The organism is Christiangramia sabulilitoris (assembly GCF_007050985.1).
GTDB lineage: Bacteria > Bacteroidota > Bacteroidia > Flavobacteriales > Flavobacteriaceae > Christiangramia > Christiangramia sabulilitoris.
The window spans coordinates 830,381-847,575 of sequence record NZ_VHSF01000001.1 but is presented as its reverse complement, the minus strand read 5'-3'; the positions used below and the strand labels follow the sequence as shown (position 1 = coordinate 847,575).

The following is a 17,195-nucleotide window of genomic DNA, read 5'->3' as shown; positions in this document are numbered from 1 at the left end:
TATGAATAAGAAAGTTGAAGTACAGAATTTAGGAGTTAAGGATTACAAGGAAACCTGGGACTACCAGGAGGAATTGTTTAAAAGTACTCTTGATCTTAAGATCAAAAACCGTAGGGAAGAACTTGATATTCCTACCAGGAATTACCTGCTCTTTGTAGAGCATCCTCATGTTTATACGCTCGGAAAAAGTGGAGATGCGAAAAATCTCCTTATTTCTGAAGCCGAATTGAAATCGAAGAATGCTACCTTTTATAAAATAAACAGGGGCGGGGATATAACCTATCATGGACCCGGCCAGTTAGTGGGTTACCCTATCCTGGACCTGGATAATTTCTTTACAGATATTCATAAATATTTACGTTTCCTGGAGGAAGCCATTATTCTGACGCTTGGTGAATATGGTTTAAAAACCGAAAGGAGTCCCGGCGAAACAGGAGTTTGGCTGGATGTGGGAACACCTTTTGCCCGTAAGATATGCGCTATGGGGGTTAGAGCCAGCAGGTGGGTGACCATGCATGGTTTTGCTCTTAACGTTAATGCAGACCTAGGTTATTTTGATAATATCATCCCCTGTGGTATAAAAGGAAAAGCGGTTACCTCTTTAAATGTAGAATTAGGAAGGAAAGAAGTTAATTTGGAAGAGGTGCAGGAAAAAATCCTCAAACACTTAGCTCATCTCTTTAAAGCAGAATTCGTTTATTAGAATTTGTATATAAGAAGCTCATTTTCTTCTCCTCTAACCACCAGCTCTAATTTAGAATCAAGATCTGCATTGGCGATATCTACCTTTGAAGTCCCATAAACCGGAAAGCCTTCCAAAAGCTCTGCCTTATCGTTGAATACATATACCTTCTGGGTTTGAGTATCGGTAATGGCAATTAAGGTTCTATCCCTTAACGTGAATAATTGAGGGTCTGTGTATAGTCCGAAGTCCAGGTCTGTACTTTCTGAATTAATATTTAATTCATTTTCGCTAAGATAGATCAGGTCATTCCTGCTGGCAGTGATCCTGTGGTTTTCGGCGAGATTAAGATCTGAAGTGCTGATTCTTCCATTTTGAGAAATTTTCACCAGATCGTGTTCAGAATTGGTCGAAATAAAGCTATTTTGATATCCAAACCATCCATTTTCTGAGAAATTGAGCTTTTCCTTCACCGGTACTCTTATTTTGCCTTGCCTGCTCAGAATATTTAATTTGCCAGACTCCTCGGCAATTATAATATAATCTTTAGTTCCTAACCTAATGTGTTTTGGTGGTTGTATGATTTTACTTCCGGCCTTATCAAAATCAAAACCTTTTATAGCTCTGCCTTTTGGTCCCACCATGAATACTTTATTGTTTTGAGTAAGTACAAAACGGTAAGTGCGGTTATTGTCATAATCAAAAACGGCTAAAGGCTGGGTTAGAGGCTGGTTGAACTTTATAGGATAGCCTTTTACCTTTTTGCCATTCCTGTCCAGTACCTCCATTTGATAGCCAGTGGAAAATGCCAGTTGCTGGTTACCGTTTTTAAAAAGATCCACCTGGAAGATCTCGCTGGTGATCTGGCTGTCAAGGTTCCGCTTCCAGAAAACATTGCCTTTATTGGATATTAGGTACAAATCGTTGTTTTCATCCTGTACGGCAATATCCAGTTGATCACTCCTGTGATTTTTAAAAAAATACGGGGTTGAAGTGATTGAAGCGTCAACTTTTATAGAGATACTTTGTTCAACCCCCTTGCTAATAGAATTTTCTCTGGAATTTGAAAAGATCCCGTGTAAATGCGCAAAATCATTCTCTGTAATAACCTGAAAAGCCGCCAGGCTATTCTTATTCAATTTCAAGTTGGAACTACCGGAGGTTTTAAAATTAGTTCCATTGGCGATTAGAAGTAAATTAGATTCTGATGAAAGAGAATTCATTAGATCTTTGAAATAATCCCGGTTCGCCAAAACGTCTGAATTTTGATAGGCGCTAATTATATTTTTTAAATTCTCAGCATTGTTGGAGAAGATCACGAATTGGTCCTCGATACTATAATATTGAGCATTTTCAAGGCTTATAAGATCTTTGAAAAGGTTCTTAAATTTAATTTCTTCGTAAAGTTCAATGATGGGAGTGCCTCGAAAATCTTCTGTTTTCTCTCCAAGTCCGGCTAGTGCTTCCTTCGCCGCTTCGATCTCATTAACGTTGAGAATAATAAAACTACCATCTTTTATAGTTATTGCTGCTACCTCTCTTGTATCGTCTAATATTTCAGGATAGTCTGGTGCTATGGAGTCTTTATAGAATTCTTTAAAGTTAGGGGAGCTTATCGTAATAAGGCTAATAAAGTCAGTAGGGCAAATTTTACCAATTTCAGATGTTTGGGGTTTTAATCCCCATATCTTTTCGATGTAATTTTTTGCCTCACCGGGAATACTTATTCCATTCAGTCTCACTGCAGATTGAGAAATATCCAGGTCAAGAGCGCTCCATTCAGCAAAATTCTTTATGCCGGGGAAGCTGAGATCCTTAAAAGTATTCAGGATCGCATCGGGCATTTTACCATGGTTTAGAAAGATGGAAGTTTTATTAGCGTCTGATGCAGCCAGTGCCTTACCGAATGCAGGAGATTTCAGTGTTTTTTCCTGATCATCGAAATCGAGAATTCTCTTTTTAGAATTACTTATAACGACAAGGTTTTCGGTTTCATAAAGGAAGATCCTGCTGTTATTCAGGCCAATGCGTTGATATTCAATATTATTTTCCTTGACTGTTTCAACGATTTTGTCATTAACCGAATCCAGGGAGATATAACCGGAGTCTTTTTCTGTAATCAAGGTGTACACCGGGGTATCAGAAGCAATTTCAGAAAAGGCAATCACCGTTTCTCTGGTAAAGTTGAAATACTGAAGGTGATCAAATTGTTTCCTGATTTTCCGTTTTAATTCAAAATCGCTCTTGTTTATGAATTCATTGCTTTCCAGGTCACCAATGAATTTTTCCAAATCTGGAGTGATCAATACCAATTCAGAGTTTGCAGGGATCTTATCTTCAACCCGTAAATTTTTTGAAGTTTGATTTGAGCAGGATATAATGGAAATAGCCAGAAAGGCCAAGAATAATCTTTTCATTTGTAGGCTTCAGATTTAGGCAAAAATAGAAACTTAGAATTCAATCTTCAATTGATCTGGCAGGAGTTTGAAACTTTTACGGTGATATTTGGTTATTCCGTATTTTTCAATTGCTGCTCTATGCTCTTTTGTAGGATAACCTTTATTTTTTTGCCAGTTATACATTGGGTATTCTTCATGTATCTGCTGCATATATTCATCCCGCCCTGTCTTGGCAAGTATTGATGCAGCTGCAATACTCAAAAATTTTCCATCACCTTTGATTATACACTCATGGGGGATTTGCTTATAATTTTTAAATCTGTTACCATCAACAATAATCTGGTCTGCAGGATGGTTCATGTTGTCCAAAGCCCTGTGCATTGCCAGAATTGAAGCATTCAATATATTTATTTTATCTATTTCTTCCATATAAATATGGGCGATTCCATAGGCGACGGCGTTATCCTCGATGTAGGATCGCAGAAGATTTCTTTTTTTGAGACTTAGTACTTTAGAATCATTCAAAATTTTATTCCTGAAATTTTTGGGTAAGATCACGGCGGCGGCAGTGACAGGTCCCGCCAGGCAACCTCTTCCGGCTTCATCTGTACCCGAAATGATAATCTTGCTGTTAAAGTGTTTTAACATGTCTGGGGCAATTAAATTAATTATGCTTAGAAATAATAGGTTAACAATAGTTAAAATTCAGAAATAATGTCAATCCTGTTAACTTATTATTGGTTTAAAGTTAAATAGAGTTTGGATAATTAAGATTTTATTGTGATTTTTGGCGCTGGCTAATTCAAATTTAACGAAATAATGAAAAAAAGATTACAAGGATTGCTGACACTTTTACTGGTGTTAGTAGTGCAAATTGGTTTTGCACAGGAAAAAACCGTAACTGGTACGGTGGTAGATGAAGATGGTCTGCCGATGCCAGGTGTAAACGTAATTGAAAAAAACACCAATAATGGTACTCAAACAGACTTTGATGGTAATTACTCTATCTCAATAGCTGAAGGTGAAGTATTGGTATTTAGTTATGTTGGCTTTAGATTACAGGAAATTACTGTAGGTGCATCAAGTAGAATTGATGTGAATTTAGAAGTTGACGCTGGTGCTTTGGAAGAAGTAGTAGTAGTAGCTTATGGTACAGCTAACAGGGAGACGATTACTTCTTCTGTTTCAACAGTTAGTGCTGAAGAGATTGAATCTCGTCCAACAGCATCTTTCGCTCAGGCACTTCAGTCTCGTGCGCCAGGTTTGAATATTTCTACTGGTAACGGTCAGCCTGGAGGGAACAGTACCATATTATTAAGAGGTATTAACTCTATTAATGGTAATGTTGAGCCTTTATTTGTGATTGATGGTGTTCCTGTAGATGAGGATAACTTTAGATCTATCAACCAGAATGATATTGAATCTGTTTCCATTCTTAAGGATGCATCTGCTACCGCTATTTATGGTAACCGTGCAACAGGTGGTGTTATCTTGGTAACTACTAAAAGAGGTAAAGTAAATGAGAAACTTCAAATTCGTTATTCTGGTAGAACTGGATTTACATTTAAGCCAGATCCTAATTTCGAGTTGACTAGTTCTCAACAATTACTTCGTTTAGAAAGAGAAGCTGGATCCGGACCTGGAGCAGGTGGTGGTAACGCTTATGTAAGAGGTTTCCTTGGAAACGCCGATGGTGGAGCTTTAACAGATGAGCAAATTAGCCAGGTGACTACAAATACAGACTGGACAGATGTTTTATTGAAAGTTGGTAATACAACTTCTCATGACCTTTCTTTCTCAGCTGGTTCTGAAAAAGTAAGCGCTTTTACCTCATTAGGGTATTTAGAGCAGGAAGGTTTGGCTTTAAGATCAAAGCTTCAGAGAATGAACGTTCGTAACAACCTTACTTATAGAACAGATAAGTTTAATCTAGCCACTAACGTGTCTGTTGGATTTAGTAGATCTGATATCGCTGGTGGTATTGGAACTGGTACAGGTGGTAGTGGAGCATTGGATAACCCGTTTATCGTTCCTTTCGTAGGTAAGCCTTACTTATCTCCTTATAATGAAGATGGTTCTTTAAATAGAATTGGTAACCCGGCATTTTCTGATGCTGATGGATTCCTTAACACTCCATATATCGCACTTAACGTTGCTGAATTCGATACGAATAAGGAAACTGAAATTAGAGCGATTGGTGGATTAAATGCTAACTATGATTTCACTTCTAAGATTTCTGCCGGAATTAACTTTGGTGTGGATTTCCAGGAAGAGACTGTGAAATTCTTACAGCCAAATAGTAGTATTAGAGGTAGCCACGCAAATGATCCGAATGCTGAATTCCAGGGATTCCAGTTTGAGGCTTTAAACAGAGATACTAGAATGAACTCTAGTGTTCAGTTAAGCTATGATGATACTTTTGCTGAAGTGCATAATGTATCTGTATTAGGAGTTTCTGAATTTATCTATGCTGAAGCTTCTGGATTTTCTTACAACCAGACAGGTTTAGTTCCTGGTCTTGAAGGTGTTGGTGCTGGTTTTGTTGCTGGTACTACTACAGAGGATCCTAATGAGGATGGTGTTGATGATTATTTCTACATCCCATCTCTAGGTTCTTATAAGCAAAATGTAGGTCAGTTCTCATATTTTGGGAAAGCGACTTACGATTATGATAGAATCGCTGGTTTTGATGTAACTGTAAGAAGAGATGCTTCTTCCAGATTTAATGAAGATAACAGATGGGGTACTTTCTGGGCAGTGGGTGCGTTTTACAACCTTACCAAAAGTATACTTGATGGATCTAATTTTGTAAATGACCTTAAACTTAGAGGATCTTACGGTACTACTGGTAACGATCGTGTTGCTTCAGGTTACTACTCAGGATTGGTTATTCCATTTGACTTATTTAATACAGGTGGTGGATATAACGGTTCTGTTGGTCTTGCTCCTTCTTTAATTGGAAACCCTAACCTTAAATGGGAGGAAACTTCTAAAGCGAACATCGGTATTGATTTCGCACTTTTCAACAATAACCTGACTGGATCTTTGGACGTTTATAGAAACGAAACTACAGATCTTTTCATCGGTAGACCAAACACTTCTCTATCTGGTGGATTTACTTCTATCTCTGATAACCTTGGTACTTTAGAGAATAAAGGTATTGAAGCTCAGTTTACTTACAACCTTGTAGATTCAGGTGATTTCTACTGGTCTGTTGGAGCTAACGGTTCTTACAACCAGAATGAGATTACAGATTTACCTGGAACAGAAGCTAACCAGTACGGAGAGGTTATCCTTGATGGTAGTCAGCGTGCGGTAGAGGCAGTTGGTGAAGCTTTTAATACTTACTATGCTGTAAGATGGGCTGGAGTAAATCCTGCTAACGGTAGACCACTTTACCTTGACAGAGATGGAAACATTACTGAAGAATATTCACTGGATAACAGAGTGTTTACCGGGAAATCTTCTATTCCTACTTACCAGGGTGGTTTTAATACCTCTATGAACTACAAAGGATTCAGCCTTGACGCTTTATTCTCGTTCGCAGCGGATGTATACAGATATAATGGTACTTTAGGTGTAGCTGAAGATCCGGGTCTTATTGGTATCGCCAATGTAACTCAGAATCTTTTAGATGCATGGAGAGAGCCGGGAGATATTACAGCAATCCCTTCTTTAAGTTCAGGATCTACACGTAATCTTTTAACAGATCGTTATTTAGAAGATGCTTCTTATTTAAGATTGAAAAATATATCTTTAGGATACCAGTTAGGAGACAAGATTATGGATAGAACTCCATTAGAGTCAGTAAGAATTTATGTGCAGGGTGAGAACTTGTTTACCTGGACAGAGTGGAGAGGTTTTGATCCGGAATTTGATCCGTTTGCAACCAATGACTTCTTTACATATCCAAACTCAAGAATCGTAACCTTCGGTGTAGACGTTAAATTATAAAATAATGAAAATGAAAAATAAATTTTTAATTGGATGCCTGGCGATCGCGACCTTATTTGGGACTCAATCGTGTGAAGATAACCTGGATATCCAACCAAACTCTTCTCTAATTGCCGCTACGGCTTTTCAGAGTGTTGAAGATTTGCAGAACGCCCTTAATTCGGCTTATGCTAATTATGACAATAATACGATCCTTCTAAACTCTATCTTTACAGATAATACCAAGGTAGGGGTAGACAATGGAGGACAGCAGTTGACTTTACATCGTTTAGTACTTGATCCAACTACAGGTGTAGCTGGAGGAATCTGGATTTCCAGATACTCAATGATAAACAAGGTGAACCGTATCATGGAAGCTGCAGAGCAGATCGAAATTCCTGAAGGACGTGAAGACGAAGTAGACAATATCCTTGGACAGGCTTATGCTCTTAGAGCATTCGCTCACTTCGAATTATTCCAGTATTACACTCCAGATTACCAGGATCCTTCTGGTTTAAGTGTGCCGGCTGTAGAAACTGTTGTAACAGTAGAAAACCTTCCGAGAAACACTGTTTCTGAAGTTTACGCTCTAATGAATTCAGATCTTGATATGGCTAGTTCATTATTGGATTCTGGTTCTAACGACGTAAAGTATGTTACTCCAGATTTCATTACTGCTCTTAGAGCAAGAATGGCATTATTTGCAGGAGAGTATGCTCAGGCTAAAGGATTTGCTGAAACACTTATTAATAAGTACCCATTAGCAGATCAGGCTGAATATGTTGATATGTATCTTGATCTTGATGATACCGAAGTAATTTTCGAAGCAGCAAGAGTATTAGGAGATGCAAGACCAGGTTTCATCTGGCACTTCTCTGGTGGAGGTCCATTCATCGAAATGTCTAATAGCCTTTTCAACGAGCTTGATACAGATGATGTTCGTTATGGTGTACTTTTAAATGCTGACGATAGTGACCCTGCTGCTAACCTTCACTTGATCAACAAGTATCCTGGAACAGCTGTAGAGTTTCTTGCAGATATCAAAGTTTTCAGAGTTTCTGAAATGTATCTTATAAAGGCTGAAGCTGAAATGAGAGGTTCTATGCTTGAAGAATCAAAAGCTACTCTAAAAACACTTAGAGATGCAAGATTCGGAATGGATACTGCTGCTCCAGACTATAGTACTTTAAATGGAGGTTTAGATTTCCTTCTTGAAGAAAGACGTATTGAGCTAGCTTTTGAAGGTCACAGATATTTAGATCTTAAGAGATTGAACAGAGATCTAGTGAGATCTCAGGCAGATTGTGGTAATCTTGATAATGCTTGTGAAATTTCAAGTTCAGATAGGCGTTTCACATTGCCGATTCCACTTTTTGAAATGAATGCCAATCCCCTGATGGTTCAAAATCCTGGTTATTAATTCTTATAAAAATTATATCATGAAAAAAATTATTAATAAAATACCGGCACTACTGTTATTAATGGTAGTATTGGTTTCCTGTGAATACGAGCCTATCATTTTCGATAACGAAAATGGCTTGACCGCTGTTAATTTTAAAGCTTCCTCCGGAACACTTCCTGTTCCAGCGGAGGGATCGACTTTCGAGATTCCTGTTACTGTTACAACAGTATCTACTAGTGATCGTACAATCAATTATTCTGTAGACGAAAGTTCAACTGCGTCTCCTGCTGAATATTCAATAACAGAAGCCGTAATTCCAGCAGGATCATATGTGGGTAGTATTGTGGTTACCGGAAATTTCGATGCTATACCAGATTTAACTACTACAACTGTGGTTGTTAATCTGGAAGGTGTAGAAGGTGGTGATTCTGTGGATACGAGAAATAAATTTTCTTTGAATCTCTTTAAGAAATGTCCTTCAGATTTAGCGGGGATATATCAAGTAAGTAGCACTGGAGCATCAACTGATGCTGGTACTGGTTTCCCAACGGTTGATGGATTTGCCTACACTGTTTCAATTGAGAAAAAAGAAGGTTCAGACCTGGAATATGTTATTAGTGATGGTGTTGCTGGTGTTTATATCGAATGGTACTCTGGATATGGATACACTTTTGAAACGGAAGGTGAGTTTATAGACGTGTGTGATTCCCTTAGTGGAAGTTGGCAAGATGCTTTTGGTTCTACCATTGTTCTTGACGGAACGGTAAATGAAGATGGAACGCTTACGATCAATTGGACTAACGGTTTTGGTGATAGTGCTACGGCAACTTACACAAGACAATAGAAATTTTATTTGAATGATAAAAGGCCGGATTCTCCGGCCTTTTTCTATTCATAATTTTAAAATTGAGATAAACTCCAAAATAATAACGGGTTTTTTAATTCGTTTAATAACCACCCCAATCGGGGTGGTTTTTTTGTTTTGGGAATCTTTCTGCCTCTTTGGTTTATTATTATATTTTTGTGGGGTGATTTGATCTTTATGAAAAACTTTCTTTTTCTTCTTCTAATTCTGGGTTGTTCTTCCTTAATTTATGCGCAGGTGCCAGATAAGCCTGTGAAACCACTGCCATCAGAAAGACGGGTAAATTCAGGTTTAGATTCAGAGGACCTCAGAGAAGATGCCCGCCGTAAGCCTCAGAAAATTGGAAAAGACAGTCTTCCTCCTGTTGAGCTTTATAAAATCATCTCTTTCAAAAACGATACCACTCATTTAGATACCACGCTAACGATTATAGATGACTATAAATTCAATTACCTTAGAGAGGATACCTTTGAATTACTTCCTTTTTCGAATTCGGGTCAAACTTATAATAGCTTAAGCCTGCGAAAAGATTATAATAAGGTATTTCCTGAGTTTGGCTCACGGGCCCGTCATTTTAATTTTATGGAAGTGGAGGATATTAACTATTATCATGTTCCTACCCCGTGGACAGAATTGTATTTCAAAACAGTTCCCGAGCAGGGGCAACAGCTGGATGCATTTTTTACCATTAATACTTCCCGGAATCTTAATATGTTCATCGCTTATAAAGGAACCAGGGCTTTAGGGAAATATCAGCATATACTCACCAGTACGGGAAATCTGAGGATGGGATTTAGTTATGACTCAGATAACCGGCGTTACCATGCCAGGGGACATTTTGTATCCCAGGATCTATTGAATGAAGAAAATGGTGGTTTAAGTGAACAGGCTATTGCCCAGTATATAGATAAAGAACCTGAATTTGATGATCGCTCGGTTCTGGATGTTAACTTCGAAAACGCCGAAAGTACATTATTCGGAAAAAGATTTTTTCTGGACCAGGAATATGTGCTAACTAACGTAAGCGATTCCCTGAATAAACTTAGCCTAGGCCATACCTTCGATTTTAGTTACAAGAAGTATTTTTTTAAGCAGGAATCTGCCGAAAATGAAATTTTTGGAGAATCTTTTGAGGCTACGCAGTTGAGGGATGAAACCCGGCTCGAGGTGCTATTCAACGAGGCATCGTTAAACTTTTCCAACAATATCACCGGCGAGCTATCTTTCAAAGCCGGGCACACTAATTATAATTATGGGTATAATTCAGTTTATATCCGGCCGGGCGATACCATCGGGAACAGGCTAAACGGAAATCTTCTGCATGTAGGAGGGTCTTATTCGAAAAAGTTGGGAGGTTTTCAGATTGCTGCAGATGCAAGGTTGAACCTTGGTGATGAATTTACCGGAAATAATCTCGAAGCTACCGCAGCCTATTCAATTGACAGGGAAAATCAGGTGGTCTTTGGGATTAACCAGAACAGTGCCGCTCCAAATTTTAATTTTCTTTTGTATCAAAGTGATTATATAAACTATAACTGGCAGAATAACTTTGATAATGAAGTCTCACAAAGATTATTCGTTGATATTAACTCTAAGAAATTCTTTGATCTGTACGCTGCCTTATCTCAAATTGAAAATTATACCTATTTCAGTCTCGATGATGAAGGGGCGGTTAAACCTTTCCAGTCTGGCAGCCAGGTTAGATATTTAAAGCTGAAGGCTGAGAAAGAATTTGACCTGGGCTTGTTTGGCTCCTATAATACTATAATGTATCAAAATGTTCTTGATGGGGCGGGGGTTTTAAATGTTCCTGAACTTACTACCAGGAACTCGGTATATTATAAGGACTATTGGTTTGATAATGCCCTGTATTTACAAACTGGTTTTACTTTGAAGTATTTTACTGCCTATAATATGAATGCCTATGATCCTGTCCTGGCTGAATTTTATGTGCAGAATACTCAGGAATTGGGAGGATTTCCGGTAGTGGACTTCTTCTTTAACGCCAAAGTAGATAAGGCAAGGATCTTTTTTAAGCTGCAACACTTTAATGACCTCGTAGACGGGAATAACAATTTCTCCGCCCCGGGCTATCCGTTTACCGATTTTTTAGTCCGATTTGGCCTGGTTTGGGATCTTTTTCTGTAATTATTCATCCTGGTAATTACTGAATTCATTTTATTGAATCTCTTTCCCCTTTTTATTTACATGGAATATCTGCTTATTGCTGCTGAATTCGCTGTGTTTTGATTAAAAAAGTAGGATTAATACAAAAGTGATCAAAGTTTAAATAAACTGTTGTGTAATCAAAATTCAGGTGTATATTTGCAGCCGCTTTGAGAGCAAGGCGAAAGTTCATTGAGGGTAGTATTGAAACGCGCTTCAAAAATTAAATAAAATCTTTTTAGTTTTTATTTGGTTGGAGAGCAAAAGTCGTTTTATATTTGCACCCGCTTTGGAAACAAAGCGATGTTCATAAGGGTAGATGGGAGTTGAGAGATTGACTTTGAAGCTTTTAAAACAAACTAAAAATTTTATTAAAAAAGTTTTGGTTGGTAAAGAAAAAGCGTTGTATATTTGCACCCGCTTTGAGACAGAGCAACAGTTCACAAAAACAGACTGAAATTAAGAGAAACCGCCAGACGGGGCGATAAAGAAGGGGTTCGAATCCTCAGGTTTTAACTAAGACAGATTGGGAGACCAATTGAGTTCATTGAAATATTGAATTGACAAGGATTTTATTTAGCGATAAATAAGATCAAGTGTATAAGAATTAAGACTAGAAAAAGTCATACTGAGCAATTTCTTTAGTAGTTGTTGAATATATTTAAGATTTAACGATGAAGAGTTTGATCCTGGCTCAGGATGAACGCTAGCGGCAGGCCTAACACATGCAAGTCGAACGGTAACAGGGATTAGCTTGCTAATTTGCTGACGAGTGGCGCACGGGTGCGTAACGCGTATACAATCTGCCTTTAAGCGGGGAATAGCCCATGGAAACGTGGATTAATACCCCATAGTATGTAGACCTCACCTGAGGATTACATTAAACATTTATGGCTTAAAGATGAGTATGCGTCCTATTAGTTAGTTGGTAAGGTAACGGCTTACCAAGACCGCGATAGGTAGGGGTCCTGAGAGGGAGATCCCCCACACTGGTACTGAGACACGGACCAGACTCCTACGGGAGGCAGCAGTGAGGAATATTGGACAATGGAGGCAACTCTGATCCAGCCATGCCGCGTGCAGGAAGACGGCCCTATGGGTTGTAAACTGCTTTTATACGGGAAGAACCACATCTACGTGTAGATGCTTGACGGTACCGTATGAATAAGGACCGGCTAACTCCGTGCCAGCAGCCGCGGTAATACGGAGGGTCCAAGCGTTATCCGGAATCATTGGGTTTAAAGGGTCCGTAGGCGGAATAATAAGTCAGTGGTGAAAGTCTGCAGCTCAACTGTAGAATTGCCATTGATACTGTTATTCTTGAATTATTATGAAGTGGTTGGAATGAGTAGTGTAGCGGTGAAATGCATAGATATTACTCAGAACACCTATTGCGAAGGCAGATCACTAATAATATATTGACGCTGAGGGACGAAAGCGTAGGTAGCGAACAGGATTAGATACCCTGGTAGTCTACGCCGTAAACGATGGTTACTAGCTGTCCGGCCTAATTGAGGGCTGGGTGGTTAAGCGAAAGTGATAAGTAACCCACCTGGGGAGTACGTTCGCAAGAATGAAACTCAAAGGAATTGACGGGGGCCCGCACAAGCGGTGGAGCATGTGGTTTAATTCGATGATACGCGAGGAACCTTACCAGGGCTTAAATGCAGTCTGACAGGTCTGGAAACAGACCCTTCTTCGGACAGATTGCAAGGTGCTGCATGGTTGTCGTCAGCTCGTGCCGTGAGGTGTCAGGTTAAGTCCTATAACGAGCGCAACCCCTGTTGTTAGTTGCCAGCGAGTCATGTCGGGAACTCTAACGAGACTGCCGGTGCAAACCGCGAGGAAGGTGGGGATGACGTCAAATCATCACGGCCCTTACGTCCTGGGCCACACACGTGCTACAATGGTAGGGACAGAGGGCAGCTACCCCGCGAGGGGATGCGAATCTTCAAACCCTATCACAGTTCGGATCGCAGTCTGCAACTCGACTGCGTGAAGCTGGAATCGCTAGTAATCGCATATCAGCCATGATGCGGTGAATACGTTCCCGGGCCTTGTACACACCGCCCGTCAAGCCATGGAAGCCGGGGGTACCTGAAGTCCGTCACCGCAAGGAGCGGCCTAGGGTAAAACTGGTAACTGGGGCTAAGTCGTAACAAGGTAGCCGTACCGGAAGGTGCGGCTGGAACACCTCCTTTCTAGAGCTTTGCATGTTTACATGCAAGCGACAATTAGTAAAGGGAAGTTCAGCTAGGCCAATTTGGTCTTGATTCTTATCGTCAATTCGATTAATAGCAGTAAAAAGTGAGAAAGTTAAACGTTGTAAAGTAGCTATACTTTAAAACTTGAAGACTTTTAAACTTGAAACTGTTTATGGACAGTCTCATAGCTCAGCTGGTTAGAGCGCTACACTGATAATGTAGAGGTCGGCAGTTCGAGTCTGCCTGAGACTACGACGCAAGCGAAGCTTGCCGTTTAAAGTTAAAGGTTAGAAAGTTCAAAGGTTGATGCCTGAGACAAAAGAAGTTCATTTGAAATAACTAAAGGAAATTTTAGAAGTTGGGTAACCCAGTTTGCAGTAAGCAGGAGCAGTTGGCAGTAATGAAAGACTGCGTACTGAATACTGAACACTGCCAACTAGAAATGGGGGATTAGCTCAGCTGGCTAGAGCGCCTGCCTTGCACGCAGGAGGTCATCGGTTCGACTCCGATATTCTCCACGATTCCTTGAGATATGATGGGTATAGTTTTTACAAACAACCAGGGTGCGTAAGCATTTTAGTTTGTAGGATCATCGAAGTTATATCGCTAGATAAGGAAAAAAGTTCATTGACATATTGAGAAACAAAGAATACGAGAACACTATTAGATAGAAATATTTAATATAAGTAATACATTATAATACTTCTGTTCTAGCGTAAGTTAGAATAGATTAGAGCATTAAGCAAAGCGCATACAAGCTAGATAAGGGCGTATGGGGAATGCCTAGGCTCTCAGAGGCGAAGAAGGACGTGATAAGCTGCGAAAAGTCGTGGGGATTGGCACATACAAATTGATCCGCGAATATCCGAATGGGGCAACCCGGCTATTTGAAGAATAGTCACCTCGCAAGAGGAGCGAACCCGGAGAACTGAAACATCTAAGTACCCGGAGGAAGAGAAAACAATAGTGATTGCGCTAGTAGCGGCGAGCGAACGCGCAGTAGCCCAAACCAATGAGTTTACGGACTTATTGGGGTTGTAGGACCACGATATTGTTTGTACAAGGAATTAGAACAGGTTGGAAAGCCTGGCCAAAGACGGTGATAGCCCGGTATAGGTAACTTCGTATAAAACATAGTGGTATCCTGAGTAGTGCGGGGCACGTGAAACCCTGTATGAATCCGGCGGGACCATCCGCCAAGGCTAAATACTCCTGAGAGACCGATAGTGAACCAGTACCGTGAGGGAAAGGTGAAAAGAACCCTGAATAAGGGAGTGAAATAGATCCTGAAACCATACGCTTACAAGCGGTCGGAGCCCCTTTGGGGGTGACGGCGTGCCTTTTGCATAATGAGCCTACGAGTTACCGTTGCCAGCAAGGTTAAGCAGTTCAGCTGTGGAGCCGTAGCGAAAGCGAGTCTGAATAGGGCGCTTTAGTTGGTAGTGGTAGACGCGAAACCGTGTGATCTACCCTTGGGCAGGTTGAAGCTGTGGTAACACATAGTGGAGGACCGAACCCGTTGACGTTGAAAAGTCTTGGGATGACCTGAGGGTAGGGGTGAAAGGCCAATCAAACTCGGAAATAGCTCGTACTCCCCGAAATGCATTTAGGTGCAGCGATATAGTTAGTTTTATAGAGGTAGAGCTACTGATTGGATGCGGGGGCTTCACCGCCTACCAATTCCTGACAAACTCCGAATGCTATAAAATGATGCATATCAGTGAGGGCATGGGTGCTAAGGTCCATGTCCGAGAGGGAAAGAACCCAGACCATCAGCTAAGGTCCCCAAATGTATGTTAAGTTGAAAAAACGCGGTTGAACTGCCCAGACAGCTAGGATGTTGGCTTGGAAGCAGCCATTCATTTAAAGAGTGCGTAACAGCTCACTAGTCGAGCGGTTCGGCATGGATAATAATCGGGCATAAACATACTACCGAAGCTATGGACTTGCAGTTTACTGTGAGTGGTAGGGGAGCATTGTAACAGAGATGAAGGTGAGTCGCGAGGCTTGCTGGATCGGTTACAAAAGAAAATGTAGGCATAAGTAACGATAATGCAGGCGAGAAACCTGCACACCGAAAGACTAAGGTTTCCCCAGCTATGCTAATCAGCTGGGGGTTAGTCGGGACCTAAGGCGAACCCGAAAGGGGTAGTCGATGGACAAGCAGTTAATATTCTGCTACTTGCCCCACGTTAAAGCGGACGGAGGCGTAAATTTGGTGCGTACTGACGGAATAGTACGTTGAAGGGAGTGGTAACACCCCGATAGTACACAAAAGCTTCGGCCGGCGTGATAATCCAGAGGAGCGACTTCCAAGAAAAGCGAGTGGAGGCAACCCGTACCCTAAACCGACACAGGTAGTTGGGATGAGAATTCTAAGGTGCTCGAGAGATTCATGGCTAAGGAACTAGGCAAAATTGGCCCGTAACTTCGGGAGAAGGGTCGCCCCCTTATGGGGGGCCGCAGTGAAAAGATCCAGGCGACTGTTTATCAAAAACACAGGGCTCTGCTAAATCGAAAGATGACGTATAGGGCCTGACACCTGCCCGGTGCTGGAAGGTTAAGGGGAGATGTTAGCTTCGGCGACGCATTGAACTGAAGCCCCAGTAAACGGCGGCCGTAACTATAACGGTCCTAAGGTAGCGAAATTCCTTGTCGGGTAAGTTCCGACCTGCACGAATGGTGCAACGATCTGGATACTGTCTCAGCCATGAGCTCGGTGAAATTGTAGTATCGGTGAAGATGCCGATTACCCGCTGTGGGACGAAAAGACCCCGTGCACCTTTACTATAGCTTAGTATTGACTTTGAACAAGTGATGTGTAGGATAGGTAGGAGACTTTGAAGCGGTATCGCCAGGTATCGTGGAGTCGTTGTTGAAATACTACCCTTTACTTGTTTAGAGCCTAACTTCCAATGGAAGGACAGTGCTTGGTGGGTAGTTTGACTGGGGTGGTCGCCTCCAAAAGAGTAACGGAGGCTTCTAAAGGTTCCCTCAGCACGCTTGGTAACCGTGCGTAGAGTGCAATGGCATAAGGGAGCTTGACTGAGAGACATACAGGTCGATCAGGTACGAAAGTAGAGCATAGTGATCCGGTGACACCGCATGGAAGGGTCATCGCTCAAAGGATAAAAGGTACGCCGGGGATAACAGGCTGATCTCCCCCAAGAGCTCACATCGACGGGGGGGTTTGGCACCTCGATGTCGGCTCGTCACATCCTGGGGCTGGAGAAGGTCCCAAGGGTTGGGCTGTTCGCCCATTAAAATTTGAGTGGACCTGATCCTAGTACGAGAGGACCGGATTGGACGAACCTCTGGTGTATCTGTTGTTCCGCCAGGAGCACTGCAGAGTAGCTACGTTCGGAAGGGATAAGCGCTGAAAGCATATAAGCGCGAAACCCACCACAAGATGAGATTTCTTTAAAGGACCGTGGGAGACTACCACGTTGATAGGCTACAGGTGTAAAGGCAGTAATGTCATAGCCGAGTAGTACTAATACTCCGTAAAGCTTGATGCGCGATGGCTCTGAGGCCGCAAAACCTC

Annotated in this window: 7 protein-coding genes, 2 tRNA genes and 2 rRNA genes; 9 read left to right on the top strand and 2 right to left on the bottom strand. The window is 41.1% G+C overall.

Features of this window, described 5'->3' with window-relative positions; translation table 11 throughout:
- Position 1 precedes the first annotated feature (1 nt).
- Positions 2-703 (top strand): lipoyl(octanoyl) transferase LipB, encoded by a 702-nt coding sequence (gene lipB, locus FGM01_RS03935; protein ID WP_143409825.1) that lies wholly within the window; start codon positions 2-4, stop codon positions 701-703.
- Here lipB and FGM01_RS03930 read toward each other — a convergent pair.
- Together FGM01_RS03930 and FGM01_RS03925 are read right to left on the bottom strand one after the other, a co-directional pair.
- The gene (locus tag FGM01_RS03930) at positions 700-3,099 is read right to left on the bottom strand and encodes a hypothetical protein (RefSeq protein WP_143409824.1); all 2,400 of its coding nucleotides are present in this window, start codon (positions 3,097-3,099) and stop codon (positions 700-702) included. The genes lipB and FGM01_RS03930 overlap by 4 nt on opposite strands.
- Positions 3,100-3,132: 33 nt before the next feature.
- Positions 3,133-3,729 (bottom strand): ribonuclease HII, encoded by a 597-nt coding sequence (locus tag FGM01_RS03925; RefSeq protein ID WP_143409823.1) that lies wholly within the window; start codon positions 3,727-3,729, stop codon positions 3,133-3,135.
- A gap of 171 nt (positions 3,730-3,900) precedes the next feature.
- Between FGM01_RS03925 and FGM01_RS03920 the strand changes: the two genes are divergently transcribed.
- From FGM01_RS03920 to FGM01_RS03885, 8 genes are all read left to right on the top strand, one after another.
- Positions 3,901-7,035 carry a SusC/RagA family TonB-linked outer membrane protein gene (locus FGM01_RS03920; protein WP_143409822.1) on the top strand — a complete coding sequence of 1,045 codons (3,135 nt, stop codon included), beginning with the start codon at positions 3,901-3,903 and terminating at the stop codon, positions 7,033-7,035.
- 10 nt (positions 7,036-7,045) lie between these two features.
- The gene (locus FGM01_RS03915) at positions 7,046-8,434 is read left to right on the top strand and encodes a RagB/SusD family nutrient uptake outer membrane protein (protein WP_166435184.1); all 1,389 of its coding nucleotides are present in this window, start codon (positions 7,046-7,048) and stop codon (positions 8,432-8,434) included.
- Between the two features lie 19 nt (positions 8,435-8,453).
- Complete coding sequence (locus FGM01_RS03910; protein ID WP_143409820.1) at positions 8,454-9,260, top strand: hypothetical protein; 807 nt, start codon at positions 8,454-8,456, stop codon at positions 9,258-9,260.
- Between the two features lie 198 nt (positions 9,261-9,458).
- Positions 9,459-11,429: a putative porin gene (locus tag FGM01_RS03905; protein WP_143409819.1), complete on the top strand. Its 1,971-nt coding sequence runs from the start codon at positions 9,459-9,461 to the stop codon at positions 11,427-11,429.
- Between the two features lie 689 nt (positions 11,430-12,118).
- Positions 12,119-13,648: ribosomal RNA gene (locus FGM01_RS03900) — 16S ribosomal RNA — on the top strand.
- A gap of 181 nt (positions 13,649-13,829) precedes the next feature.
- Positions 13,830-13,903 (top strand) — tRNA-Ile (locus tag FGM01_RS03895).
- A gap of 192 nt (positions 13,904-14,095) precedes the next feature.
- Positions 14,096-14,169 (top strand) — tRNA-Ala (locus FGM01_RS03890).
- Between the two features lie 232 nt (positions 14,170-14,401).
- Positions 14,402-17,169: ribosomal RNA gene (locus FGM01_RS03885) — 23S ribosomal RNA — on the top strand.
- The 16S and 23S rRNA genes sit together here with 2 tRNA genes alongside, the layout of an rRNA operon.
- Positions 17,170-17,195 lie beyond the last annotated feature (26 nt).

Excerpts from the sequence above, each read along its gene's own strand:
- lipB (WP_143409825.1), top strand. The coding sequence starts at position 2 with ATGAATAAGAAAGTTGAAGTACAGAATTTAGGAGTTAAGGATTACAAG.
- FGM01_RS03930 (WP_143409824.1), bottom strand. The coding sequence starts at position 3,099 with ATGAAAAGATTATTCTTGGCCTTTCTGGCTATTTCCATTATATCCTGC.
- FGM01_RS03925 (WP_143409823.1), bottom strand. The coding sequence starts at position 3,729 with ATGTTAAAACACTTTAACAGCAAGATTATCATTTCGGGTACAGATGAA.
- FGM01_RS03920 (WP_143409822.1), top strand. The coding sequence starts at position 3,901 with ATGAAAAAAAGATTACAAGGATTGCTGACACTTTTACTGGTGTTAGTA.
- FGM01_RS03915 (WP_166435184.1), top strand. The coding sequence starts at position 7,046 with ATGAAAAATAAATTTTTAATTGGATGCCTGGCGATCGCGACCTTATTT.
- FGM01_RS03910 (WP_143409820.1), top strand. The coding sequence starts at position 8,454 with ATGAAAAAAATTATTAATAAAATACCGGCACTACTGTTATTAATGGTA.
- FGM01_RS03905 (WP_143409819.1), top strand. The coding sequence starts at position 9,459 with ATGAAAAACTTTCTTTTTCTTCTTCTAATTCTGGGTTGTTCTTCCTTA.